Source organism: bacterium (assembly GCA_021158245.1).
Taxonomy (GTDB): domain Bacteria; phylum Zhuqueibacterota; class QNDG01; order QNDG01; family QNDG01; genus QNDG01.
In genome coordinates this window covers 1-24,405 of sequence record JAGGVB010000014.1, presented here as the reverse complement: position 1 = coordinate 24,405, position 24,405 = coordinate 1, and the positions used below count along the sequence as shown (strand labels likewise).

The window sequence follows — 24,405 nt, the reverse complement described above, 5'->3', positions numbered from 1 at the left end:
GGCTGAGATTGAAAGAATAATCTAAAATTGTTAACCGTAATTTATTATTCTTAAATTTAAAATATAGAAAATAGTTATATCAATGGGAGGGTGAGTTGTTTTGTTATAAATGCGGAAAAGAAATAAACACAAATGACAGAATCGGACGCCAGCAGCAGTGTCCGGAATGTGGTGCATTCTTACACTGCTGTCTGAACTGTGAATTCTATTATCCCAATGCATATCACCAGTGCAGGGAGAGTGAAGCTGAATTTGTTTCAGATAAGAAATCCGGAAATTTTTGCAGTTATTTTAAACCGTCATCAAAAAAGAACATAGTTGACGATAAACGAGCAGAAGAAGCGAGAAAGAAATTGGATGAACTTTTTAAAAATAAAAAGAATTAATCCTTAAACATCTCTTCCCACGGAGGATTCAGCCCCAGGCGTATAAGTTTCTCTTCACATTCAGAGCGTTCAAGATCATTTTTTACTTTATTGTCACTATCAGGAAGCCATCCGAGATTATCTGCAATCTTAATTGCTTTTTGTGGATTATTTGAGTTTATAGCATTTACAATAGCCAGTTCATTTCCGGAAAGAGTTGCGCTGTTCATTCTGTAGTCCAGAAAGGCTTCCCACGTCAGGGGGCACCACCTTGCAACAATCTCCTTTCCTATAGTGTTTGCGTATTCACGAATTTCAAATTGTGCATTTTTTTCCATTCTGAGCGCAAGAAAGTGTAGAAGATTATTCAGGTCAATTTTCCAGTATGCTTCAGTGTATGTGCACAGAGGGAGGTCTTTTCTTGCCTGCTCTCTTGCAACACCATTGTCAATGCGCTGATTATAGATATCTCTCGCAAGAGTTTGAAGTTCTCTCTCTTTTTCTGAAAACCCTTTTCCTGTTTCTTTATCAAAATAACCGCTTGAGCCCTGCCTGTTGTTTTTTGCCTGTATTCTCCATTTATCAGGCTCAGTATGGAGAGAGGAATCAATTGCAATTGAATAACGGGTTGAGTATTCATTTACATTTGCAGTCCTGTGTCTTATCCACTGGCGCCAGGTGTCCATTGGGACACGAATGTGCAGCTTTATCTCACACATCTCAAATGGAGATGTGTGCAGATGCCTCATTAAATATCTTATCAGGCCTCTGTCCTGGCGGATTTTTTTTGTGCCTTCACCATACGAAACACGTGCAGCTTGTACAACCGCGGAGTCAGACCCCATGTAGTCAATGACTCTTATAAAACCGTCATCAAGAACAGGAAACGGCTTGCCGAGAATGTCGTTTAATTCATTTATTTCTATACGTTCAATTTTTTCCGGCTTTTTATTCATTTGCTAATTATCCTTTGCTGATGATGTATGATCCGCTGCAATACGCCAGCCGTCTTTTGTTTTTATGAAAAGCAGGGTAAAAAGGCCGCTGGGGTGATCTGTCCTGCGTTCCAGCTTCCATTTACCGAAAACAAGTGCGTATTTATCAGATAGAATATCTGTTTTAATATCTCCGAAAATAAGATTCCCCATTTTGCTTTTTGAAGGATATCCCTTTTTATAAGCGGAAAGAGTTTCGTTCCATCCGTAACGTATATTGCCTCCGCTTGCGAAACGCAGAGAATCTGAGCGCAGGTATCCGTTCATATACTCTTCAATATCCCCTCTGTTCCATGCATTCTGCTGAGATTGCAGAACTGAAATAATCTTCATCTTCTCAGATGAATTGTTTTTTGATTTACAGGAAATTAAAATCAGCAGAGGAATTATCATTAAAATAAATATTGATTTTTTCACAATATAACCTTTTGAAATTTATTTGCCGTTAAATTTATTTAGAGCTATTATCCTCTCAAGAACAGGCGGGTGGGAATAGTTCATAAATACTGTAAAAGGGTGAGGATTGAGGTTTGAAAGGTTGTCTGCAGAAAGCTTTTTCAGCGCAGATACAAGATCCTGAGCCCTACCGGTATTTTCTGCGGCAAAGCGGTCTGCTTCAAACTCATGTTTCCGTGATACATAATTCATCACAATTGACAATACTAATTCAACCGGTGTGTAAAGCAGCCCGAAGAAGAGAAGCCCGGCATAAACAGAGGTATGTTCCATGTAAAAGGCATTAAAAAGGCCTCTGGAATGGAGAAAGATTGAAATCAGGAAGAATAATATTCCGCTGTGAACAATTGAAATAATTGTACCTTTAAGTATATGTTTTTTCTTGTAATGCCCTATTTCATGAGCAAGTACTGCAACCAGCTGGTCTGTAGTATGGTTCTGTATCAGTGTATCGTATAGTGCAATACGGCGGTGTTTTCCGAATCCGGTAAAAAATGCATTTGATTTGGCCGTACGCCTGGATCCGTCCATTACAAAAATATTTGAAAGGGGGAATTTTACCTTATCTGCAAAAGCAATAATTTTATTTTTAAGTTCACCTTGTTCGAGAGGTGTGAATTTGTTGAAAAGAGGCAGTATCAGCACAGGTGCAATAAATTGAATAAACAGGGAAAACAGCGTTACTGCAGCCCACGACCAGAGCCAGGCCAAAGGGCCGGCATATTGAAAAAAGGCAAGAATTCCGGCAAATAGGGGGGCACCGATTAAAATGGAGAGCCCAATGCCTTTTAAAAGGTCAAAAATAAACGTTTTTGCAGTGGTTTTATTAAATCCGAATTTTTCTTCAATAACAAAAGTTGAAAAAATGTCAAAAGGCAGAGATAGAAGGGTCCGCAGAAAAATTAGTGTTCCGACAAAAATCAGCCCGTTCCATATAGGGTGAAGCCCGAGGCTGCGTATCTGCGTGTCAAGAAAATTGAACCCTTTTGCAAACCAGAATAGAAGGGTAATCCCGAACATAAAACCTGATGAAATGAATCCGAAATAGGTGTTGACTTTAAGATAGGCTTGTGACAGCCGGTATTTTTTTTCGTCATAGACATCCTTAAATTCATCGGGAAGCTCATTTTTAAGATGGCGAAGGTTCAGGATATCTGAAATCAGGCTCAGGCTGAACTCCAGCAAGAGAGCTGTAAGTATTATAATAGCGTAAGAATTCATAGTGTGAAATATACAGGAATCATTTATAAATTGCAAGTCTGTGTTTGTTATTTTTCACGTTTTTGTACAAGAAAAACCTTATCACTCGGCCTGATTTTTTCTTCAAAAGGTATTGATACTGTCTGCCCTTTTACAGCAATTTCTACAGGTTTATCATCAAGATAAATTGATTTGATTTCGGATTCTGCAAAACCTGTAGTCGGGCCTGTTACTGAAATTTTATCCCCGGGTGACAAGGTCCCTGTCTCAATTTTGATGAGCGCAATCTTTGCTTTCGGATAATATTTCACAGGTTTGCCGATGTAAATTTTCTTTTCAGTTGCCTGAGAACCGTAAGTTCCCGACCATTCTCCAAGCTGCTTGCCGAGATAGTATCCCTTTTCCCAGAAACCCCTGTTAAAAACCGATTTCAGCTCTGTTGTCCATTTTTCTATTTTTTCTGTGCTGTAACTGTTGTCAGCAACACTGTCAATTGCCTGCCTGTAGGCCCTTGTTACTTTATAGACATAATCAGCAGATCTGCCTCTGCCTTCAATTTTAAAAACAGACGTGCCGGCATTTATCAGTTTGTCAATAATAGATATTGTAGAGACATCAGCAGGTGACATAACATATTTATTGTCTATTACAAGCTCGTCTCCTGTGTCTTCATCATAAACGCGGAATTTCCTTCTGCAGGTCTGAAAACAATCACCTCTGTTAGCAGAATGGCCGTACAGAGCAAGGCTCATATAGCATTTGCCTGCAATAGATACACATAGAGCTCCGTGAACGAAAATTTCAATTTTGATCAGCTCTCCCCGCGGGCCCCTGATATTTTCATCTGAAATTTGGCTGCATATTGATGTAATCTGATCTAATGTCAGTTCTCTCGCAAGAACAATAACATCTGCAAACTGCGAGAAAAATTTAACAGCATCAATATTGGAAACATTGGTTTGAGTTGATATGTGCACTTCAAGCCCTGCATTGTAAGCACGGGTTATTGCCGAGATGTCGCTGCAGATAACAGCAGAAATTCCTGCATCTTTTGCTGCGCTGATTAGAAGATCAAGGTCCTCCATATCTTCGTCATATACCAGGGTGTTGAGAGTAAGATAGGTACGAACACCATGATCTCTGCATATTGATACAATTTCGGGAAGATCTTCAATATCAAATGAATGAGCTGCTCGTGACCTCATGTCAAGTTTTTTAAGCCCGAAGTACACAGCATCCGCACCTGCTTTTATTGCTGCAGATATGGCATCCCATGATCCTGCAGGTGCCATGAGTTCAACTCTATTATTCATACAGTTTCCTGTGTTTCTTACAAATCGTCAGGCCAGTATTCAATTCTGCCGCCTGTGATTTTTTTCTTAATTCCCGAAATAGTATAACTAATCTCAAGCCTGAGATCAGGTTTAATATCTCCCCAGTTGGATATTGTCATGTCAGTTTCGGAAAAAATTTGTAAAGGTATTTCCATTTTGTCATTTTTATGAAGTATGCCCTCAACAGTATCCATTTTGTAGAATTTTTCAGATTCGGGAGAAAGGGATATCGTAAATTTGATATCTTTAAGATTCTTGTTGGATTTTAAGTTGATTTTCGCAGTTGCAGGAATATCTTCTAACGGGATTTTATTGATACTTGGCGAAATCGCACGTAAGAACATTGTATATACGTCCAACTGCTCCCGGGGTTTTACTACACTAAGATATTTATTCGAGTATTTACCGTTATTTTTTATAATTAACAATTTGTCAAAAACCGAATCATTGAGAGATATTGTTTTTAACGAAAGAGTGTCCCCGTTAATTTTGAAATTAATGAAATGGTGTATAGATTCAACCTTTGCAAGAAAAGCACTGCGGCTGATTTCATACAATCCTGCTCCCGCACCTCCCGTAGTAATGTAAGTAACGGGCCAGTCTGAAACCTGCGATAATGGCTTTACAGGGAAAAATCTTTCATATTGGTGTGAATGGCCTGCAAAGACAATATCAACTTTGAATTTGCTGAACAGGTCCGGCCAGACAGCCCTGCCCCATGTTGACCTGTGCCCGCCGAGATTGTAACACGGACGGTGCGTGAAAACAAATTTCCATTCTGCTTCGGTTCCCGCCATGTCCTTTTTGAACCATTCAATCATGTTTTTATCATAAGGATGACGGTAGTCGAGAGAGACAAAGTGGGCATTTCCGAAATCAAAAGAGAACCAGAGGGAATCTACGTTAAGATGGGGGAGTAAGAAGTATCTGAACAGCTTGCCGTTATCACCGTCGCCTTCATGATCTCCGAGCGTAGAGATAAATGGTACGTGATCAACTACTTTGCCTGCTACATCGAAAAACTGGGATTTCCACTGCGCAAAATTTCCTCCGTCAGCTACAAGGTCACCCATACTGATAATCAAATCGGGGCTAAATTTTGCTGCATTTTTCATGATTTTGTGAAATACATCCTGATGCGAGCGGCTGTCTCCCATAGCCACAAAATCAAAAGGTTGATTTGCAGAAGGCGCTGTTTTAAAATGTGCAGCAATACTTTTTACGGATCCGCATTTAACCTGATAAAAATATTCGGTTCCCGGCATAAGTCCTGTAAGTTTGGATTCATAAAGATAGAATCCGTCTTTATTGCCGATTATTTCAGCTTTGTTTTTTTTATAAAGTGAAGAATTCTTTCCGAGGAAGACTGAACATTCTGTTTTTTTGTCACTCTCCCATCTAATTGTGATGGAATTTCTGCCTGGATCTGCGAGATATGGCCCTTTTGTAATTGTTTGAGCGCTGCAGGTATTTTTAAGGCCGAATGCAGCAATAAACGAGACAGCAATGATAAAAATTAATTTTTTATTTTGAACAGATATATTCATTTCAGCCTCCTGATAAGGTTACAAGCTTCTGCAATTCCGTTACTTCACGGCATTATTGACGTTGTAACGAATGTTACGTTTATTAAGGTAAAGCATTACATCTTCAAAACATTTTTTATCCATTCCAATATACTCAGGCGGAGAAATGCCTTTTCTTGTGTATTGTTTCTTTGCTACAAGATTTGCAACTGCAGTGCATGCATATCCTGTTGTTCTTGCCATAGAGGAAGTTTTTGTATCTTTATCAAATTTATCAATCATTGTATAGACAATATTTTTGTCTTTTCCCTGTAGCCTGCCGGAGATAGATATTCGCATAACTGTAAATTCTTCTTCATCAATGCCAAGTTCCCAGACAGGGAATAGAATTTTTGAAGTAAATTCAACAGGGCGGATATCTGTATTTTTTATCCGAATAGGTTCATCAGACAAAAATCCCGTGTCTTTTAGAATTTCCATTATTCTTCTGTGGCCGGGGTATCGTAATGTTTTTTCTTTCATGCAGGGAATTTCCATTGTTTTGAGAAGCGAACGCAGGCCGTCTGTGTTAAATGCTTCAAGAGTGCCGATTCCTTCAAAATCTACAAATTCAGGATCGCTTAAAGCAGGTTTTGTAATAATTTTACCGTTTTCAACAAAACGCGAAGGCCTTGTATATTCCTCAAGAACATCAACAGGAGAGAATGGAGCTTTATATTCAAAGGGAAGAGTACGAGTTTTGGGAAGGCCCCCGACAAGGCATTCGAAGCTGTTAATCTGCATATCCTGATTATGAAATCCGAGAATCATATTGCTCATACCGGGCGCAACGCCGCAATCTGTAACTGCAGTAACATCTTTATTTTTTGCAAGATTATTTAGTTCAAAGGGATCTTCGGGAAAAAAGGAGATATCAACAATATTCTTTCCTGCTTCGATTACGTTTTTAACAGTTTCGAATCCCATAAAACCTGGTACTGCACCAATTACAAGATCAGCATCAGCAACAAGTTTCTTTAGTGTTTTACTTGAAGAGACATCTTCCCTGATTGTTTTAATGTTATTGTGCTTCTTTAACCCGTCAAAGGATTTTTCGTTTATATCAATTACTGTAACAGTAAAATTGCGGGACAGATCAATTGCCATTGCTTTGCCGACCATTCCGCTTCCGAGAACAGTTATATCTGTCATATTGCGTCCTTTCCATTAAAAATTGATTGTCAATAATACAAAAATAAGATTGAATACTTGCATGTCAATAAGATGACAATTTTTAATTAAATTTTCAATATTTATTTGGTTATTTGATGATTAATTTTTCACATTACTGTTTTTGTACGGTAAAGGGAATTTTTAATTCTGTTATTTCAATGATGCGTTTGGTGCAAAGGAAGAAATTTTGAATTATGAATGTTGAATTTTGAATTAAAAAGATAAAGAGATTTTGAATTTTACCTCTTAATCCACGAATCCGGCAGTAGCCGGACACAGTCCGTCAAAAGCCGGATAAATTAACACGAATTAAAAATAAACTTGTTGCAGACCTCAGAGGTCTTGATTAAACGCCGGCAACTTCTCCACATGTCATTTCGATTCTGCCGCAGGCAGAAGAGAAATCTTAAAACTTTGCAGGAGAGAAGATTTCTAAAGTCGCTTCCGCTCCTTCGAAATGACGGGTTGTTAAAGTCTTTAAGGGTTAAAAATATTTTATATTAAACAAATTCTACAATCCTTACACCCCTTCGGGGTTAAAGATAAAATGTATTGAAATCTTCGGGCGGAAATTTCCAGATGCCGGCAAAAAATTTCCGAGGTATTCCTTTATACCCTATACCGTTTTTCTAATCCATAGCCATTCGACCAAAGCTCAGGGTAAGCTCAGGGCATACTTCACCTCCGCCCCTGGTTTCCTCCTGATTCTTGCTATTATATTTTTCTTAAAGAAAATCGGGACGGGAAAGGCCCAGCTCTTTTTCAGAAGAACCTGATAAATTTTTAACATGGAATTTCAATTCAAGTATTAATTTTTTCTGCCGAAAATAAATATGGGCAATAAATTGTTGTATTTTAAATTGTAATGTACTATATTCCTTCTATTTGAGAGGGAGGTAATTTAGCGGAGCTCTGTTCTGGTGACAAGATCATTTAAACTGTTAGACAAAGGATTAAAAGAGCACTGGAAAAATTATGTTTTCCAGAGCCTTTTTACAACCGCTGTAATGCTTGTTCTTCTCATTTTTCTTACAATCAGAAATATAATTATTATTTCGTCAATAGGGTCGTCAGTATTTATTGTATTTGCTATGCCGAGCACAATTACAGCTCAACCGCGTAATCTTGTATTCGGCCAGATTGTGGGATTGATTTCGGGAACAGCAGGAAGCTTGCTAACAAGGGTAGATTCTATACCTGTTATTTTTTGTTATGCATTTGCTGTTGGTTTGTCTGTTTTTCTAATGGTGATTACTGATACTGAACATCCTCCTGCTGCAGGCACAGCTCTTGGAGTTGCAGTTATGGGATTTTCTATTGAAGCAGCGCTGCTTTTAATTTATGCGGTATCTGTTCTGGCATTTGTCAGAACGGTTTTTAAGAATAAATTGAGAGATTTGCTTTAACAGGAAGTTGGAGAGTTATAGGTTAAGGAAAATATAAAATGGAGGTTGTGTATGCTGAGTAATTTTTTTTGGATTGCACCTGTTAGTTCGATCCTTGCACTTGTTTTTGCATGGCTGTTTTTTAAACAGATGATGAAGGAGAGTGAAGGTACGGACGATATGAAAAAAATTGCTGCTCATGTCAGAAAGGGTGCTATGGCATATCTGAAGCAGCAGTACAAAGTTGTTTTTATAGTATTTATCATACTTTCAGGTTTTTTTGCTTTTCTTGCAAATGTAATGCACCTGCAAAACGGATATGTATGGTTTGCATTTTTAACAGGAGGTTTTTTCTCAGGGCTTGCAGGATTTTTCGGGATGAAAACAGCAACTTATGCATCAGCTCGTACAACTAATGCTGCAAGAAAGTCTCTTGACAGCGGCTTAAGGATAGCTTTTAGAAGTGGAGCTGTAATGGGTTTGGTTGTAGTCGGACTCGGCCTGCTTGATATATCTTTATGGTTTTTTATCTTAACAAGAAGTTTTGCCTATCCTCTCACTCTTGATAATCCTCATAATTTAGTGATTATAACAACAACAATGCTGACCTTTGGTATGGGTGCATCTACACAGGCTCTGTTTGCCCGTGTCGGAGGAGGGATTTTCACGAAAGCTGCTGATGTGGGCGCTGACCTTGTTGGTAAAATTGAGGCTGGCATACCTGAAGATGACCCAAGAAATCCAGCAACAATTGCAGATAATGTAGGCGATAATGTAGGTGATGTTGCAGGTATGGGTGCGGATCTTTACGAATCTTACTGCGGTTCAATACTTGCCACTGCAGCTCTCGGTGCTGCTGCATTTATGGATAACACCCTCCTTCAATTTAAAGCTGTTATTGCACCAATGCTCATTGCAGCGGTAGGTACAATTCTATCAATACTCGGAATTTTTGCCGTTCGAACAAAGGAGGGTGCAACGCAGAAAGACTTGCTTAAATCCCTAGGCAGGGGAATAAACCTCAGTTCTTTCTTTATTGTTATTTTTTCTCTCGTAATACTTCACTTTCTTGATATTCCAAATGCTGTTGGAATATGGGGTGCGATTGTGGCCGGCCTTCTCGTTGGAATCGGAATAGGCAAGAGTACGGAATATTTTACTTCTTATTCATATAGGCCGACACAGAAGATTGCAGAGAGTTCAAAGACTGGCCCTGCTACAGTAATTATATCCGGACTTGGAACAGGAATGCTATCAACAGTAATTCCAGTACTTCTCGTGGTTATTGGGACAATACTGGCTTTTCTTTTTTCTGCAAAATTTGATTTTACAAATGTGCGAATGGGACTTTACGGCATTGGAATAGCTGCTGTAGGGATGTTATCAACCCTTGGTATTACACTGGCAACAGATGCATACGGGCCAATTGCAGACAATGCAGGCGGTAATGCTGAAATGGCAGGCCTTGGCGAAGAGGTTAGGGAGAGAACTGATGCACTTGACGCACTTGGGAATACAACTGCAGCAACAGGAAAAGGATTTGCAATTGGTTCTGCTGCTCTGACAGCCCTTGCTCTTCTTGCTTCTTATGTGGAGGAGATCAAAGCCGGACTTATAAGAATAGGCACAACTACTCTGCAGCTTGCACACGGAAGAATAATACCTATTGCAACTGCATCTTTGAAAGATTTTATGGAATTTTATAATGTAACTTTGATGAACCCAAAAGTTCTTATGGGTATGTTTATCGGATCTATGATGGCGTTCCTGTTCTGCGGCATGACAATGATGGCAGTAGGCCGTGCAGCAGGTAAAATGGTAGATGAGGTCAGGCGTCAATTCCGTGAGATTAAAGGTATTATGACAGGTGAAACAGAACCTGATTATGAAAGCTGTGTTGCAATCTCTACAAAAGGCGCACAGCATGAAATGCTTCTTCCGTCACTTTTGGCAATTATTATTCCGGTTCTTACAGGAGTAATTTTTGGAGTACCTGGAGTTATGGGACTTCTTGTCGGAGGGCTTGTAGCTGGTTTTGTACTTGCAATTTTTATGGCCAATTCCGGTGGAGCCTGGGATAATGCTAAAAAATATATTGAAAACGGCCATCTTGGCGGTAAGGGTTCTGATGAGCATAAAGCTGCAATAGTGGGGGACACAGTAGGCGATCCTTTCAAGGATACTTCAGGCCCGAGTTTAAATATTCTTATAAAGCTGATGAGTATGGTCTCAATTGTTATGGCCGGGCTTACAGTTGCGTTTTCTCTGCTGTAAATTATAGTTGGTTATAAAAAGACGGGGCTGTATCAAAAGTTCTAACCCTGTCATTGCGATTCCGGCTTGCCGGAAGAAGCAATCTCTTTAATTCGTGCTTAATTCCTGAGATTGCTATGTCGCTTCGTTCCTCGTAATGACTTCAAATCGACTTTTGATACAGCCCCGTCCTATGAATTAAATTATACTGATGAGTTTGATTTTATTTATTGAAATTGTTACCTCTCAAATTTTTTTCAAACCATTTCATTATCCTGTAAGAAACATCCATCAACAGTTTCGGCTCTCTCGGGCTGTGAGGCGTTCTTGGATATGCAACCATTTCAGTTGGAACTCCGAGGCGCTTTAATGATACATAAAATTCCTTGCCTTGTGCATATGGAACCCGCCAGTCATTCTGTCCGTGAAGGATCTGTGTGGGAGTTTTAACATTCTTAATTATATCTGAAATTTTACTAAATTTATACGATAAAATCAATCTGTTTATTGAATATACAACATGAGCCGGCCTGACTGAAATTGCTTGCGATTTTCTTTTGATTTTATTAATTTTAAACCCATTACATGTATGAAACGGAGCTGGAATGAAGTATGTACTTGTTACAGGTGCAAATGGTTTTATAGGAAGCCATCTTGTTGAGAAGTTAGTTGCACAAAAAATACGCGTAAAATGTCTCGTTAGGAAGACAAGTGACCTTAAATGGCTGAATGGGCTTGATGTTGATTTAGTATACGGTGATATTACTTCAATAGATTCTCTTGAAGCTGCTGTAAAAGACGTTGATACGGTTTTTCATATAGCGGGTAAAACAAAAGCCAAAACAGAAGAATCCTTTTATATAATTAATAGTACAGGTACCTTAAATCTTTTAAAAGCAGTTATACGTTCCAACCCAAGAATAAATAGATTTATTTTTATCTCATCAATGGCAGCTTCAGGGCCTGCAACTGAAAATCAGCCTGTAAAAGAGACTGATAAATGCTTCCCTATGAGTTATTACGGTGCAAGCAAATTAGCTGCTGAGGAAGCTGTACTTGCATTTTCATTAAAAATACCTGTAACCATATTAAGGCCTTCTGTTGTATTTGGCCCAAGAGACAGGGATGTTTTTAATGTGTTCAAATTTGTCAGTAAAGGGTTGCGCCCAAAATTTGGATTTGGCAGAAGAGTATTCAGTTCGATCTATATTGATGATCTGGTGAACGGGATAATCCTTTCAGCACATAAAAAAAATGCTGCAGGAAAAACTATTTTCCTTTCAACTTATCAGATGGTATCATGGACAGATTTTACAAGAGAAATTGCAGATGTTCTCGGCAAAAAAACTATTACTCTGTTTGTTCCTGTTACCTTAGCTTTTATTATATCAATATTTTTCGAACTGGCAGCATTTTTAAAAGGAAGAGAAACCATTATCAACAGGCAGAAAATACTGGAAATGAGACAGAAATATTGGGTTTGTGATGTATCCAGGTCAAAAAATATATTGGGACTTAATCCGGCTGTTCCAATGAAAAAGGCAATAGAAAATACTGCAGAATGGTATAAAAGAGAAAAATGGTTGTAATTATTGTATAAGTATTTGAATCTCTTGTTTTAGAATTGTAATTTTATTTTTTAATGCTTGGTTATCTTTCTGTGATTTGGCTAATTTGTTTTTAAGAAGGAACAATTGTGCCTGAAGAAACGTTAAAATTTGAGTTTGTGAAATTCCGGGCTTATATTCATATATTGGATTTTTTATATTTTGGGGGCTAATTTCAACAGGTACACCGAACATGTTAAAAATCAGTTGGGGAGAGATTTTTTTTCTTTTTAAAAATCCTTTGTCCACGAGCTGGGAGAGCTCTTTGTTAAATAATTCTGCTGTTACAGGAAAATTGAAATCAAGTGATTTATAAAGATCAATCTGGGAGGAATTTTTATTTCTAAAAAGGAGTTTTAGTGCTATAATTTGATTTTTTGAAGGAATAAAATCAAATTGAACTGCAGGGTTTTTGTGTTTAAATGCTTTAACAAGGCCGGATATTATACCTGAAACTGAAACTCTTGAGGTTCTTCCATTATCATTGGATCTCATTATATTCTTTGATATTTCACCTGCAGGATTTATATATTGTGATTGCAGTTTATATGAGAAATTCGGAATTTTATTTATATTGACAGTATTTAATTTTTCCGGAGTTTTAAGTAAAATTCTATCTTTTTTTACAGGGTTTATAAGTGCTTTTTGAAATTTTATTGTTTTGATTAGAGAGACGTTTTTATTTGTATTGTCAGGTCTCCCTGGAAAAATTTTTATACTGTTTGAAATACCGTGATTTATGGATTTTTTTTTGATAGGGAGTAATTGCCGGTGATGTTCTATTTCAACAGGCATTGTTATTTTACGTACAGGATTATCTGTTTTTAATGACGAAAGTGTGAAGTATGCAGCTGTAATTAAAACAACATGTATTAATAAAGAAAAAATAAGGGAATATTGAAATCGATTCATTAAAACTCCATTTGAATTACAGCTATCTTGTTTTACGCTTATATTTTAAAACTGTTCCGCCGGATCAAAGGATTAATAAAATTGATTGAGAGAAATTACAGCATTAAGAGGAACAGATTTTTAATTCCCTTTCTGCTTTCAATTATATTTCACATACTGTTGTTAATTGTATATATCCTTTGGGGTGGAAACTATTTTCTTGCCGACATAAAAAAAAATAAAAATAAACAGGTGGTGCTTGAATTTGCAAAACCTGAAAATAGAAGACGTGAAGTTGTCGAGACTCCTAAAGATGCCAAAAGAAACAAATCTCCGGACAAGGCAGACCTTGCATCAGATAAAAATGCTGCTGCCCGGGACTTGAACAGAGAAAAGAAAGATATAGGAGATATTCCTTTCTCAAAAGGAATCAGCGACGTAAAAGATATTGTGAAAAACAGAGGGGAGAACGGCCGTCCGGTTAAACAGGGCAATGCAAAACAAAAAAAACAGCTTTCAGCACCGAGAGATGAATATGCTGAAAAAATAAAAACAATGATGCCTGCATCAGAGTTTAATAAAAATGTCCTTCTTGGTAAAAAAAGTGTCAGTCCGGGGCAGAGAGATTACAGCGCCCCGTACAAGCAGACAAAATCAAGTGCCGATGATGTAGGCGGTATAAGTTTTAATACATACAATTGGAATTTTGCCCCTTATTTGATTGAACTGAAAAAAAGGATTCAGCGCAATATTTATCCTCCGCCGGCTTTCACAAGGCTTGGTTTCGGAGGGGCAAATATATTGAAATTTCGTATATACCCTGACGGGCGGCTTGAAGGCCCGTTAGTGCTGCATCATCAGGGAGAAGAAGCATTAATAGAAACAAGCAGAAAGGCTGTTGAAATGTCAGCACCTTTTTTGCCGCTTCCTGATGATTTTCCGGAGAAATATCTTGAAGTTACTGCAAATTTCAAGTATTATATTATGAACTATTAATTGCGGAGTTGCCATGTCCAATATGTGGAATATGCTTGTAAGCGGCGGGATAATGATGATCCCCCTGGTAATTACATCAGTAATAGGGCTTGCTGTATTTATTGAACGTTCATTTTATTTACAGAGAAAGAGGATTTTAAAACCTGAGATTGTGGAAGCAATTGAAACTTTTAAAAAACCGGAAGATATTGAGAAGGTTGTTTCTGTAATGAATTCGCAGGATGATCCTTTTTTAAATATTTTAAAAGTTGCTCTGGATCATAGATATGACAATAGAGAGGAAGTTAAAGAAGCTATTGAGGATACCGGAAAGCAGGAAGCAAGAGTCCTGGAACGCGGGCTGGTAACTATGGAAACAATTGCAGGCATTTCGCCTCTTATGGGCCTCCTTGGAACTGTACTGGGAATGATAAAGGTTTTTAATGTTGTTTCACAGCAGGGGCTTGGGCAGACACAGGCTTTGTCAGGAGGCATTTCAGAGGCTCTTGTGACTACTGTTGCAGGCCTTACAATAGCAATCCCCGCCTTAATAGCCTATAATTATTTTGATCATAAGGTTGATGACCTTGTATTGGAGATTGAAAAGTATTCAAGCAGGGTTGTAGATAAGATTGTGAAAAAGAACAAAGAGGAATAATTAATGATTAATTTTAAATTAGGCCGTTTGGAAGAGTTGTTTAACCGCTTTTCAGAAATGAAAATTGCAGTAATAGGCGATTTAATGCTTGATCATTATGTATGGGGGAAAATATCAAGGATTTCTCCTGAAGCCCCTGTTCCGGTTGTTGATATTGATACTGAATCATTCAGATTCGGGGGGGCGGCCAATGTTAATTATAATGTACTGAGTCTCGGAGCAAATGTAATCCCTGTAGGAGTAATAGGCGGTGATCAGTATGGTAATGAGCTTGAATCACTATTTAAAAAAGAAGGCTTGCCTCTTGATGGTATAATAAAAGATGATGAGCGGGCTACAACAGTAAAAACAAGAATAATAGCTCATAATCAGCATGTAGTTAGAATTGACAGAGAAGAGCGCAAACCTGTTTCAGAAAAGGTTAGAAATCGAATAATCGGCTATTTTGAGAGCATTATAGATTCAATTGACGGCATTATATTTGAAGATTATAACAAAGGCCTATTGATGCCGGGCCTTGTAACTTCATTGGTAGATATTGCCCGCAGAAAAAAGAAAATGACATTCGTTGACCCAAAGTTTGATAATTTTTTTGAATATAGAGGCGTAACGCTTTTTAAACCAAATAAAAAAGAGGCTTCTGATAAACTTGGATTCAGGATGGACAACGAGGAAAGCCTTGACAAAGGAGGAGAAATACTTCTTGACAGAATTAATTGTAAAGCTCTTCTTGTTACATTAAGTGAAAAGGGAATGGCCCTGTTTGAGCCTGATCAGCCTAAAATGACAATTCCTACAAAAGCGGTAAAAGTGCATGATGTTTCCGGAGCAGGCGATACAGTTATTGCAGCTATGGCAGTCTCAATGTGTTCGGGAGCAAATTTAAGGGAAGCAGCAACAATTGCTAATCAGGCTGCAGGCATTGTCTGTGAAGAAGTGGGGATTGTTCCGGTTGATAAGAAAATTCTCTTTAACCGGTTAAAGTCAGAACTTAAATAAATCACATTTTTTATTTAATCCGGGATTTTAATGAACTACAAAAATAATCCAAAGCTCAAAGTAGCTGTATTTGACCTTGACAGAACTCTTCTGAAAAATAGGGTAGCAGAAATACTTCTCGCTAAATTTTTGATTAGAAAGAAAATGATTTCTTGTAAGAATGTACTTGAAATGTTTGTTTACATGTTTAGAAATATTAAACACGGGATAAAAGAATCAGTATTCAGGAACAGAATTTATATAAAAGGCATTAAAGAGAAAGATTTAATGTCTATTCTTCCTGAATTCAGGAAGAGAGAGCTTTTGCCGAAGCTTTCAGTACGAATTGTTGAGCAGGTAAAACTTCTGAAAGAAAGGGGCTTTTACATTATATTACTGTCCGGTTCAATTGATTTTCTTCTCGAAATGATTAAGGATTATGTAGGTGCTGATCTTGCTATAGGAGCAAAACATGAGGTTGTAAACGGTGAATTTACAGGGAGGTTGGTTTTTCATCCATATTTCAGGGATAAATGGTATATTTTTGATGATATTTTTAAAAATATTGAAATTGACCTTCCGAATTCATATATGTTTGCTGATAGTATTACTGATATTCCGCTTATAAAAAGATGCGGACATCCTGTTGTTGTTGATCCCGGGTTTTTTATGCACATTTATGCCTTATTAAAGGGCTGGAAGATTTTAAAACATGATTAGGAGATTAAAAGAAGAGGCCGAATGTAAACATCCGGCCTTTTTTTAGGAGGGAGGGAGAGAAATGAATTATTTTGTTAAAAGATAAATACCGTATATAATTAAAAGAACCGGTAAAATCGGAGCAAGAATACCAAGTGGAATTACAATAACAGATACAAGCCCTGTAAGCAGTATTGCAGGAAAGACCGCAACAAGGACCAATGACAGAAAAAGTGCAATAATAATCTGCAGAGGTATACTTAAAAGGAATAATCCCACTTTAAATAAAGCTCCCAGAATTTTAAAACTAAAAATAATCAAAGCTAATAATACCAAGAATGAAAATAGTTCTGCCATAATTTCTTAACCTTTTTGTTTGTTCACATATTTGTACGATTGTCACAAGCTTTTGGTTTCAAAAAAAAGTATAATTTTATAAATTTGTCTCAAAATAAATTTTTTGGTAAAGGCAGTACCGAATCATTTTTTAAATGTTGATTAGTTGCATATATTTTATTACCTTAAATGATATTATATGGATGAGGCGATGAAAATAAACCCCATTTTTCTTGAGAACTCTGTAGTTGTTATTGATGTTGAAACAACAGGGCTGGATCCTGCTCGGGATTCAATTATTGAGATAGGTATGGTTCGCATCGAAAAAGGGGAGCTGTGCGATGAATATTCATGCTTATTTGATCCTGGACGCCCTATACCGGAAGAAATCACAAACCTTACAAACATAAAAACCAAAGATTGTGAAGGGCAGCCTTTTTTCAGGGACAAGATTGGTGAAATATCAGGATTTCTCGGCCATGACAATATTGCGGCACATAATGCCCCGTTTGATATCCGGTTTATAAAGAATGAATGGAAAAAAACGGGAACCGGACATGTAAAATTTCCAAAAGCCGGAGTAATAGATACTCTTGAGCTGAGCAGAATACTATTACCGGAGGTACCAACCCACAAGTTAGCGTATCTTCTTAATTATTTAAATATTAAAGAAGGTGAAAGGCACAGAGCATTAAGTGATGCGAGAGACACTGCACTGCTTTTATTGGAGCTGTTAAAAAAAATAGAGACTCTTGATGCCAAAGCTCTTCATATTATAAACAGGCTGCTTAGAGGAAACCCGTCTCCTGCGGCAGAAATTTTCGGGCTGGCTGAAAAGAATGCAAAAAATTCAGGAAGAAAACTTTCAGGGAGAAGATTCGGGTCACTAAATATTATTGGGAAACAGAATCCGCACAAAAACCGAAATGAGATTGAACCTATTAGTGAAAATTTTGTTGATGAATTTTTTGCCCCTATTGGGTTTCTATCACAAATATTCGAATTTTATGAGCCGAGGTTCGAACAGCAGGAGCTTGCACGTTTAACAACCCGTGCTTTTAACAGAAATGAGTTCCTTGTTGTTGAAGCGGGAACAGGTGTAGGAAAATCATTGGGGTATCTTGTCCCTGCTGTTCTTTGGGCGGAGAAAAATAACAGCGACAGAATTATAATTTCCACAAATACAAAAAATCTTCAGGATCAGCTTTTTTATAAAGACCTGCCCCCGCTTATGAAGGGGCGTTCAATAAAAGCTGTTCTCTTAAAAGGTAGGGCTAATTATCTCTGTCCCCTCAGGTGGGAACACATGATAAATGAGGGATATAACTACCTTACAGAGGATATGAGGAAGAGCCTTCTTTATCTTGTTGTATGGGCCGTTGAAACTGAGACGGGAGATATAGAAGAAAGCCCCGGATTTAGAAACAGGTATACAGACATTTTGTGGTCTCAATTAAACGCAGATTCTGTACAGTGCAAAAGAAACAGATGCCCGTATTTTTCAAATTGTTTTTATCAAAAAGTGAAAAATTCAGCGGCAACAAGCAATATTGTAATTGTAAACCATTCTTTGCTTTTTTCAGATTCCGCTTCCGAGCACCAGATTTTGGGGCCTTATTCAACTCTGATTATTGATGAAGCTCATAATGCAGAAAGCAGTGCATCGAGCTGCCTGACAACAAATCTTACATTGTGGAATTTTCTTGAACTTGATATGCGCCTTAACAGCAGGAGCGGAACAAGCGCAGGGATTATTCCGTTGGTTCGTGAATTCATTCGTGACATGAAGGATGAAAACGGTTTAAAGGACTCTGTTAATTCAATTAATACAATAGAAGAAGCATCAGAAGAGCTTAAAGAACAGGCGAGAAGATTTTTTGATTCCGTACTTTTGCAGTCAGACTCTATGGCGAAAGACGGTACAGCAAGTAAAGTCAGAATACGAAATTCCAATGATCTACCTGTGCTTTCCGGAGAAGAACAGAATCAAATAAAAAGGCTTATACTGCGGATAATTAAAAATATTGAACGCCTTACAGAGCTTCTGGAAACATACGCAAGCCCTGAACCCGAGCTCTATAATATTATTGCAGAGCTGGAATCTCTTACAACAATTTGTACTAGGATTAAAGAGAAGTTTACATACTTTACTTCAGATATACCTGACAGCGATGTCGTATGGGTAGAAATAAAAAGAAAGGCAAAGGAACCCAGGGCTGATTTTTATTCAGTCCCTCTTAATATCGGAGACCTCCTTGCAAATACCCTCTATCCCGGACTTGACAGATGTGTAATGACATCAGCTACAATGCGCGTGGGAAGATCATTTGATTACATAATCGGCAGGCTTGGCCTGAATGCTGTTGATCCGGATCTGATCACAATAAAACATCTCGGATCTCCGTTCCGGTTTGATGAACAGTCATTGATGATTATTCCATCATACATGCCTGGCCCGAAAGACAGAAATTTTACACAGGCAACAGCATCATTCCTTGAAGAGCTTATAAAAAGAAGCCCGCGGGGTACTCTGGTTCTTTTTACTTCATACACTATGCTGCTGTCTGTACATAATTATCTTAAAGAGAGATTTTTAAACGGCGGTATTCTGCTTCTTGCTCAAGGCAGGAATGCATCGAGGCGGTCTCTTCTTGAACAATTCAGGAAATCGGAAAAATCAGTACTTCTCGCAACAAGCAGTTTCTGGGAAGGAATAGACGTTCCTGGCTCATCATTGGAACAGTTAGTGATTGTCAAGCTTCCTTTCAGTATGCCGACTGAACCTGTTGTTGAAGCAAGGACAGAAGAGGTACAGAAAAATACAGGTAATGGTTTTATCAACTATTCTGTCCCTGAAGCAGTTGTCAGGCTGAGGCAGGGAGCCGGCCGTTTAATTCGTTCTGAACGAGACAGGGGTGTTGTTATTTTTCTCGATAAAAGGCTTGTTACAACATCTTACGGAGGGATTTTTGTGTCATCTTTCCCCGCACCTGTAAATGTCCTGGATAATAGTGATAAAGTCTTTAAAAGCATTTCGGACTGGTTCGAAAATTCATAAAATTAACAAAATTAAATAAAAACCGGATAAAGGGGTAAAAAATATGAAAGAAAAAATATTAATGGAAGGTTTGACCTTTGATGATATTCTTATCATACCGAGAGAATCAAAAATTTTGCCGCGGGACACTGATTTGAAAACCAGGCTGACCAGGAACATATCTCTGAATATCCCCCTTCTTTCTGCTGCAATGGATACGGTAACAGAATCAAAACTGGCTATTGCTATTGCGAGAGAGGGCGGTGTTGGAATTATTCACAAGAACCTTACGCCGGAACAGCAGGCTGCTGAAGTTGACAGAGTAAAAAGATCCGAAAGCGGGATGATTTCCGACCCGATAGCCCTTGAGCCTGATAAAAGTCTTCAGGAAGCATTAACAATTATGCGTGAGTATCATATTTCAGGGATTCCAATTGTTGAAAATAAAAAATTAGTCGGAATTCTTACAAACAGAGACATACGTTTTGAAACAAATCTTGTACAGCCGATTAGAAATGTGATGACCAAAGAAAATCTTATAACTGCAAAAGAAGGCACAAGCCTTGATCAGGCAGAAGTGATCTTACAAAAACACAGAATAGAGAAGCTCCTTATAGTTGATGATGACGGAAGGCTTAAAGGCCTGATTACAGTAAAGGATATTCAAAAAAGAAAGGCATTTCCAAATGCTGCCAAAGATTCAGCAGGGAGGCTTCTTGTCGGTGCTGCAGTAGGAACTTCAGGTGATACACTGGAAAGAGTTGAAGTACTTATAAATGCAGATGTGGATGTGATTTGCGTTGATACTGCACATGGCCATTCTCTTGGAGTTATAAATATGGTAAAGCAGATAAAAAAATCATTTAAGCACATTGATGTCATAGGCGGGAATATTGCAACAGCTGAAGGCGCTCTTGCCCTGATTGAAGCGGGAGCTGATGGAGTTAAAGTTGGTGTAGGGCCCGGATCTATATGTACAACAAGAATAATTGCAGGAGTTGGAGTTCCTCAGATTACAGCAGTAATGGAGAGTGCAAAAGTTTGTAAGGAGAAGGATGTACCTCTTATTTCCGATGGAGGGATTAGATATTCAGGAGATATTGCAAAAGCACTTGCTGCAGGTGCAGATTCAGTTATGCTTGGCTCCCTTCTTGCAGGAGTGGAGGAGAGCCCTGGGGAAATTGTCTTGTGGGAAGGGCGTACATTCAAGGTTTACAGAGGAATGGGGTCTCTTGGTGCAATGAGCAGGGGAAGCGCAGACCGTTATTTTCAGGAGTCCAATAATGATGATAAAAAATACGTTCCTGAAGGCATTGAGGGGCGTGTGGCTTACAAAGGAAGGCTTTCTGATATTGTATACCAGCTTGTTGGAGGTGTCAGATCTTCAATGGGATATTGCGGAGTTAAAACAATAGCTGAGTTCAAGGAAAAAACCAGGTTCGTGCGCATAACATCTGCAGGGGTTAAGGAGAGTCATCCTCATGATGTTACAATTACAAAGGAAGCGCCGAATTACCAGAGAGGATAAAAAAAGGAAACCGAGACATTTCCACTGCCAGTTTAGGGGGAGTTACTGACTGCGGAAATTGTACCCGGTTTCGCAAAAGAATATAATTTTCTAATTAAAGCGCATTGACTCTTTTTGTAAGTTTTGATTTAAGGTTTGATGCTTTATTTTTATGAATAATACCTTTAAGAGCCATGCGGTCAATAACAGATGTTGCTTTTTTAAGTTCTGTGACAGCCGTTTCTTTTTCAGTAGCACTGTTTACTTTTTTAATAGCTGTTTTCATTATTGAACGACGGATTTTATTGCGCAGACGCCTTCGTTCATTTTGTCGTACTCTTTTTTCTGCTGATTTATGTTGCGGCATAGTATCCTCATTATTATGTTACGCTCAAAGTGGTCTAAATATACAAAAACATACGTATTTTGTCAAGAGGTTAATAGGAAAAGCTGTATTTTGAAGATTTTTACAGGAAAAATTTAATAAAAATGAATTGTTTTTAAAAATTGGCTGTTTTATTTTTTTTAAAATGATTAAATTGAGATGTATTAATTATAATGCTGGATAAAAATATGAGAAAAAATCCGCTTCAGACATATCTTTTTGAAAAGTCTGAAATACAGAATGACCGTGAGAGAATAGCAGAACTTGATAATCTTATTAAAAAAGCATTGAGAAAAAACGATTATGATTCTGCAAAACTTTTTACTGAAGAACAGCGAAGCCTTCTGAATAAATTAGTAAACGGAAAAGGCGGGTAAAAATGCCTGAAATTGTAGTGGATGTAAAAATAAAACATGGATGTGAAGATATCCCTCTGCCTCAGTATCATACAAATGGATCCAGCGGTATGGATTTAATGGCTGCAGTAGAGCAGGATGTCAAAATTTTTCCGGGCAGTGTTGAGCTTATACCGACCGGATTATTTATTTCAATACCAGAAGGATATGAGGGCCAGGTAAGGCCGAGAAGCGGGCTTGCTTTAAAGTACGGGATAGGAGTTTTAAATTCTCCGGGTACAATAGATTCTGACTACAGAGGAGAAATAAGAGTCATTTTATTTAATTTCGGCAAAGAACTCTTTATGATAAAAAGAGGGGACCGTATTGCACAGCTTGTTATTTCAAAATATGAAAAAGTATCTTTTAATCTACGGAAAGAATTAGATCAAAGCAACAGGGACAGCGGGGGATTCGGGTCCACAGGGAGGTAGGGAATTATAATGCATAATAACCCGGTAAGAATTAAAGATATAGCACAAAGGCTTAACGTATCATCTTCTACGGTTTCAAGAGCTTTAAGGCATCACCCTGACATAAGCAAGAAGACGCGGGACAAGGTTGAAGCCTTGGCAAAGGAACTTGATTATCATCCTGATAATATTGCTCAAAGCCTGAAAAAACAGAAGACTAATACAATTGGCGTAATTTTACCTGGAATTAAACATGAATTTTTTTCCTCTGCTTTAAACGGTATTGAGGATATTGCCTACAGCGCAGGTTACACTATTATTGTATGTAAATCCAACGAAAGTTATGAGAGGGAGAGAGTAAATGCTCATGTTCTTGTCTCCAACAGAGTTGCAGGATTAATAGCATCAGTATCACAGACTACGACTAATTCGGAACATTTCAGGCTTTTACAGCGCAGAGGAATCCCGATTGTATTTTTTGACAGGGTTCTGGATGATGTTAATGCAAGCAAAATAATAGTTGATGATTACGGAGGCGCATTAAGTGCAGTTGAATTTTTGATTAAAAAGGGGTATAAAAAAATTGCACACCTCGGCGGCCCTGATCAGCTTTCCTTAAGCAAAAACAGAAAAAGAGGATATCTTGATGCTCACAAGCTTAACGGTATCACTCCTGACCCTGCATTAATTATAAAGGGCGGTATGAATGAAGAAGACGGAATTAAAGGCACAAAAGAACTTTTAAGCCGTTCAGACAGACCTGATGCAATTTTTGCAGTTAATGATCCTGTAGCAATAGGAATATATATGGCTGTAAAAGAAGCCGGAATGAAAATCCCTGATGATATCGCAGTGGTAGGATTCAGCGACAATGCAATTGCATCATTAATTGCTCCCCCTCTTACTACAGTTGCGCAGCCTGCTTATGAAATGGGTGTGATTGCCGCAAAAGTTCTGCTTGAAGAGATTAATGACTTTGAGAAGAGTGCCCATCCTATTGAGAGGGTTCTTAGAACAAAACTGATTATAAGAGAATCTGCATGATTGAAGAGTTTGGGATTCGCATTTTATAAAATTAATATAGGAGGTAGCATGAAAAAGGAATACTTGATTTTTGCAGTTATTCCTGTGTTTTGCATGAATGTGTATTCTTAAATTCAATTCGAAGCCGGAGATTTTACAAAATACAGAGCCGGAATCCCTGTAAAACCATCGCAGGCTTTTGATACAGCCCTATTGCTGATAAAATGTTAACTATATTCTGTCTATATATTTATAAGTAATCAGGATTAAAAAATTACGTATTCTCCGTCTTCCATTATATTTTCCTGAGTAGAATCCTCATAAAAGAGTTTTACATAATTAACATTAATTCTGCTCTGTATTTCAGGAATGTAGATTCTGTCAATATGAACAACTTTGTCAGGAGAGGAGAAATCTTTTACTCCGATTATTCCCCCGAAGTGGTCACTTCTGCCGAATGCAATATGAAGCCCCAGTTTTTCGTCAAGAAGTATCTGATTCACAGGTTTAAGCCCGTATTTTTTCAGCACTCCGAATCCGATTTCTGCAATATTTGAGTATGCTGGTTCGGATGTGATTTTATCTCTTTCCTCATCAGAGAAATTGCCGGAACTCAATATATCAACAGCGCGGTTTTTGTCAATTTTATAAATAACAACTTCATTGCCGAACTGCACTGGAAGTATGCCTGATGATTTGCTCGTTTCAGCCTTTTCACCCTCATAGGGCACAATGTAAGCTTCGCCGCTTGGAAGGTTGCCTGCATGCCCTGGTT

General features: G+C 38.0%; 24 protein-coding genes. 13 read left to right on the top strand and 11 right to left on the bottom strand.

What is annotated here, in order from left to right; genetic code table 11:
* Positions 1-95 precede the first annotated feature (95 nt).
* The gene (locus tag J7K93_00915; GenBank protein MCD6115549.1) at positions 96-386 is read left to right on the top strand and encodes a hypothetical protein; all 291 of its coding nucleotides are present in this window, start codon (positions 96-98) and stop codon (positions 384-386) included.
* On the opposite strand, the gene J7K93_00910 is transcribed toward J7K93_00915, so the two are convergent.
* From J7K93_00910 to J7K93_00885, 6 genes are read right to left on the bottom strand one after another with little or no spacing between them, the layout of a single operon-like run.
* Positions 383-1,321 carry an FAD-dependent thymidylate synthase gene (locus J7K93_00910; protein ID MCD6115548.1) on the bottom strand — a complete coding sequence of 313 codons (939 nt, stop codon included), beginning with the start codon at positions 1,319-1,321 and terminating at the stop codon, positions 383-385. The genes J7K93_00915 and J7K93_00910 overlap by 4 nt on opposite strands.
* A gap of 3 nt (positions 1,322-1,324) precedes the next feature.
* Positions 1,325-1,753: a nuclear transport factor 2 family protein gene (locus J7K93_00905; GenBank protein MCD6115547.1), complete on the bottom strand. Its 429-nt coding sequence runs from the start codon at positions 1,751-1,753 to the stop codon at positions 1,325-1,327.
* 42 nt (positions 1,754-1,795) lie between these two features.
* On the bottom strand, positions 1,796-3,037 hold the full coding sequence (locus J7K93_00900) for a M48 family metallopeptidase (protein ID MCD6115546.1): 1,242 nt from the start codon (positions 3,035-3,037) through the stop codon (positions 1,796-1,798).
* Between the two features lie 47 nt (positions 3,038-3,084).
* Complete coding sequence (locus tag J7K93_00895) at positions 3,085-4,329, bottom strand: U32 family peptidase (protein ID MCD6115545.1); 1,245 nt, start codon at positions 4,327-4,329, stop codon at positions 3,085-3,087.
* 17 nt (positions 4,330-4,346) lie between these two features.
* Positions 4,347-5,897, bottom strand: coding sequence for a metallophosphoesterase family protein (locus J7K93_00890; GenBank protein ID MCD6115544.1), 1,551 nt, complete (start codon positions 5,895-5,897; stop codon positions 4,347-4,349).
* A gap of 39 nt (positions 5,898-5,936) precedes the next feature.
* A complete protein-coding gene (locus tag J7K93_00885) occupies positions 5,937-7,067 on the bottom strand; it encodes a saccharopine dehydrogenase NADP-binding domain-containing protein (protein MCD6115543.1) in 1,131 nt (376 codons plus the stop codon).
* A gap of 1,028 nt (positions 7,068-8,095) precedes the next feature.
* Between J7K93_00885 and J7K93_00880 the strand changes: the two genes are divergently transcribed.
* Together J7K93_00880 and J7K93_00875 are read left to right on the top strand one after the other, a co-directional pair.
* Entirely contained in the window at positions 8,096-8,494 is a 399-nt protein-coding gene (locus tag J7K93_00880; protein ID MCD6115542.1) for an HPP family protein, read from the top strand.
* 51 nt (positions 8,495-8,545) lie between these two features.
* Positions 8,546-10,747 (top strand): sodium-translocating pyrophosphatase, encoded by a 2,202-nt coding sequence (locus tag J7K93_00875; GenBank protein MCD6115541.1) that lies wholly within the window; start codon positions 8,546-8,548, stop codon positions 10,745-10,747.
* Positions 10,748-10,949: 202 nt separating this feature from the next.
* On the opposite strand, the gene J7K93_00870 is transcribed toward J7K93_00875, so the two are convergent.
* Positions 10,950-11,225 (bottom strand): prolyl oligopeptidase family serine peptidase, encoded by a 276-nt coding sequence (locus J7K93_00870; protein MCD6115540.1) that lies wholly within the window; start codon positions 11,223-11,225, stop codon positions 10,950-10,952.
* A 106-nt stretch (positions 11,226-11,331) separates the two neighbouring features.
* Here J7K93_00870 and J7K93_00865 point away from each other — a divergent pair, with 106 nt between their 5' ends.
* A complete protein-coding gene (locus J7K93_00865) occupies positions 11,332-12,315 on the top strand; it encodes an SDR family NAD(P)-dependent oxidoreductase (protein ID MCD6115539.1) in 984 nt (327 codons plus the stop codon).
* Here the strand turns inward: J7K93_00865 and J7K93_00860 are convergent, their stop codons facing one another.
* The gene (locus tag J7K93_00860) at positions 12,316-13,245 is read right to left on the bottom strand and encodes a hypothetical protein (GenBank protein ID MCD6115538.1); all 930 of its coding nucleotides are present in this window, start codon (positions 13,243-13,245) and stop codon (positions 12,316-12,318) included.
* A gap of 81 nt (positions 13,246-13,326) precedes the next feature.
* On the opposite strand from J7K93_00860, the gene J7K93_00855 reads away from it, so the two are divergent.
* The 4 genes from J7K93_00855 to J7K93_00840 are packed head-to-tail and all read left to right on the top strand — an operon-like array spanning position 13,327 to position 16,555.
* Positions 13,327-14,220, top strand: coding sequence for a hypothetical protein (locus J7K93_00855; GenBank protein MCD6115537.1), 894 nt, complete (start codon positions 13,327-13,329; stop codon positions 14,218-14,220).
* 13 nt (positions 14,221-14,233) lie between these two features.
* Positions 14,234-14,857, top strand: coding sequence for a MotA/TolQ/ExbB proton channel family protein (locus tag J7K93_00850; GenBank protein MCD6115536.1), 624 nt, complete (start codon positions 14,234-14,236; stop codon positions 14,855-14,857).
* 3 nt (positions 14,858-14,860) lie between these two features.
* Positions 14,861-15,856 (top strand): D-glycero-beta-D-manno-heptose-7-phosphate kinase, encoded by a 996-nt coding sequence (gene rfaE1 / locus J7K93_00845; protein ID MCD6115535.1) that lies wholly within the window; start codon positions 14,861-14,863, stop codon positions 15,854-15,856.
* A 30-nt stretch (positions 15,857-15,886) separates the two neighbouring features.
* A complete protein-coding gene (locus tag J7K93_00840; GenBank protein ID MCD6115534.1) occupies positions 15,887-16,555 on the top strand; it encodes an HAD-IB family hydrolase in 669 nt (222 codons plus the stop codon).
* Between the two features lie 66 nt (positions 16,556-16,621).
* On the opposite strand, the gene J7K93_00835 is transcribed toward J7K93_00840, so the two are convergent.
* A complete protein-coding gene (locus J7K93_00835) occupies positions 16,622-16,891 on the bottom strand; it encodes a hypothetical protein (protein MCD6115533.1) in 270 nt (89 codons plus the stop codon).
* Positions 16,892-17,081: 190 nt separating this feature from the next.
* On the opposite strand from J7K93_00835, the gene J7K93_00830 reads away from it, so the two are divergent.
* Together J7K93_00830 and guaB are read left to right on the top strand one after the other, a co-directional pair.
* Positions 17,082-19,928 carry a hypothetical protein gene (locus tag J7K93_00830; GenBank protein ID MCD6115532.1) on the top strand — a complete coding sequence of 949 codons (2,847 nt, stop codon included), beginning with the start codon at positions 17,082-17,084 and terminating at the stop codon, positions 19,926-19,928.
* A 43-nt stretch (positions 19,929-19,971) separates the two neighbouring features.
* Entirely contained in the window at positions 19,972-21,435 is a 1,464-nt protein-coding gene (guaB, locus tag J7K93_00825; GenBank protein MCD6115531.1) for an IMP dehydrogenase, read from the top strand.
* A 94-nt stretch (positions 21,436-21,529) separates the two neighbouring features.
* On the opposite strand, the gene rpsT is transcribed toward guaB, so the two are convergent.
* Positions 21,530-21,781 carry a 30S ribosomal protein S20 gene (gene rpsT / locus J7K93_00820; protein ID MCD6115530.1) on the bottom strand — a complete coding sequence of 84 codons (252 nt, stop codon included), beginning with the start codon at positions 21,779-21,781 and terminating at the stop codon, positions 21,530-21,532.
* 206 nt (positions 21,782-21,987) lie between these two features.
* On the opposite strand from rpsT, the gene J7K93_00815 reads away from it, so the two are divergent.
* The 3 genes from J7K93_00815 to J7K93_00805 are packed head-to-tail and all read left to right on the top strand — an operon-like array spanning position 21,988 to position 23,651.
* Entirely contained in the window at positions 21,988-22,176 is a 189-nt protein-coding gene (locus J7K93_00815) for a hypothetical protein (GenBank protein MCD6115529.1), read from the top strand.
* Positions 22,177-22,178: 2 nt separating this feature from the next.
* The gene (gene dut / locus J7K93_00810; GenBank protein MCD6115528.1) at positions 22,179-22,628 is read left to right on the top strand and encodes a dUTP diphosphatase; all 450 of its coding nucleotides are present in this window, start codon (positions 22,179-22,181) and stop codon (positions 22,626-22,628) included.
* 9 nt (positions 22,629-22,637) lie between these two features.
* Positions 22,638-23,651 (top strand): LacI family DNA-binding transcriptional regulator, encoded by a 1,014-nt coding sequence (locus J7K93_00805; GenBank protein MCD6115527.1) that lies wholly within the window; start codon positions 22,638-22,640, stop codon positions 23,649-23,651.
* Between the two features lie 245 nt (positions 23,652-23,896).
* On the opposite strand, the gene J7K93_00800 is transcribed toward J7K93_00805, so the two are convergent.
* Positions 23,897-24,405, bottom strand: a 509-nt coding sequence (locus tag J7K93_00800) for a hypothetical protein (GenBank protein MCD6115526.1), incomplete at its 5' end; no start/stop codon positions are given.

What these genes read in the sequence shown, in the direction of transcription:
- J7K93_00875 (MCD6115541.1), top strand. Translation starts at nt 8,546, where the DNA reads ATGCTGAGTAATTTTTTTTGGATTGCACCTGTTAGTTCGATCCTTGCA.
- J7K93_00885 (MCD6115543.1), bottom strand. Translation starts at nt 7,067, where the DNA reads ATGACAGATATAACTGTTCTCGGAAGCGGAATGGTCGGCAAAGCAATG.
- guaB (MCD6115531.1), top strand. Translation starts at nt 19,972, where the DNA reads ATGAAAGAAAAAATATTAATGGAAGGTTTGACCTTTGATGATATTCTT.
- J7K93_00905 (MCD6115547.1), bottom strand. Translation starts at nt 1,753, where the DNA reads ATGATAATTCCTCTGCTGATTTTAATTTCCTGTAAATCAAAAAACAAT.
- J7K93_00835 (MCD6115533.1), bottom strand. Translation starts at nt 16,891, where the DNA reads ATGGCAGAACTATTTTCATTCTTGGTATTATTAGCTTTGATTATTTTT.
- rpsT (MCD6115530.1), bottom strand. Translation starts at nt 21,781, where the DNA reads ATGCCGCAACATAAATCAGCAGAAAAAAGAGTACGACAAAATGAACGA.
- J7K93_00895 (MCD6115545.1), bottom strand. Translation starts at nt 4,329, where the DNA reads ATGAATAATAGAGTTGAACTCATGGCACCTGCAGGATCATGGGATGCC.
- rfaE1 (MCD6115535.1), top strand. Translation starts at nt 14,861, where the DNA reads ATGATTAATTTTAAATTAGGCCGTTTGGAAGAGTTGTTTAACCGCTTT.
- J7K93_00880 (MCD6115542.1), top strand. Translation starts at nt 8,096, where the DNA reads ATGCTTGTTCTTCTCATTTTTCTTACAATCAGAAATATAATTATTATT.
- J7K93_00860 (MCD6115538.1), bottom strand. Translation starts at nt 13,245, where the DNA reads ATGAATCGATTTCAATATTCCCTTATTTTTTCTTTATTAATACATGTT.
- dut (MCD6115528.1), top strand. Translation starts at nt 22,179, where the DNA reads ATGCCTGAAATTGTAGTGGATGTAAAAATAAAACATGGATGTGAAGAT.
- J7K93_00865 (MCD6115539.1), top strand. Translation starts at nt 11,332, where the DNA reads ATGAAGTATGTACTTGTTACAGGTGCAAATGGTTTTATAGGAAGCCAT.
- J7K93_00900 (MCD6115546.1), bottom strand. Translation starts at nt 3,037, where the DNA reads ATGAATTCTTACGCTATTATAATACTTACAGCTCTCTTGCTGGAGTTC.
- J7K93_00805 (MCD6115527.1), top strand. Translation starts at nt 22,638, where the DNA reads ATGCATAATAACCCGGTAAGAATTAAAGATATAGCACAAAGGCTTAAC.
- J7K93_00850 (MCD6115536.1), top strand. Translation starts at nt 14,234, where the DNA reads ATGTCCAATATGTGGAATATGCTTGTAAGCGGCGGGATAATGATGATC.
- J7K93_00910 (MCD6115548.1), bottom strand. Translation starts at nt 1,321, where the DNA reads ATGAATAAAAAGCCGGAAAAAATTGAACGTATAGAAATAAATGAATTA.
- J7K93_00840 (MCD6115534.1), top strand. Translation starts at nt 15,887, where the DNA reads ATGAACTACAAAAATAATCCAAAGCTCAAAGTAGCTGTATTTGACCTT.
- J7K93_00890 (MCD6115544.1), bottom strand. Translation starts at nt 5,897, where the DNA reads ATGAATATATCTGTTCAAAATAAAAAATTAATTTTTATCATTGCTGTC.
- J7K93_00815 (MCD6115529.1), top strand. Translation starts at nt 21,988, where the DNA reads ATGAGAAAAAATCCGCTTCAGACATATCTTTTTGAAAAGTCTGAAATA.
- J7K93_00830 (MCD6115532.1), top strand. Translation starts at nt 17,082, where the DNA reads ATGAAAATAAACCCCATTTTTCTTGAGAACTCTGTAGTTGTTATTGAT.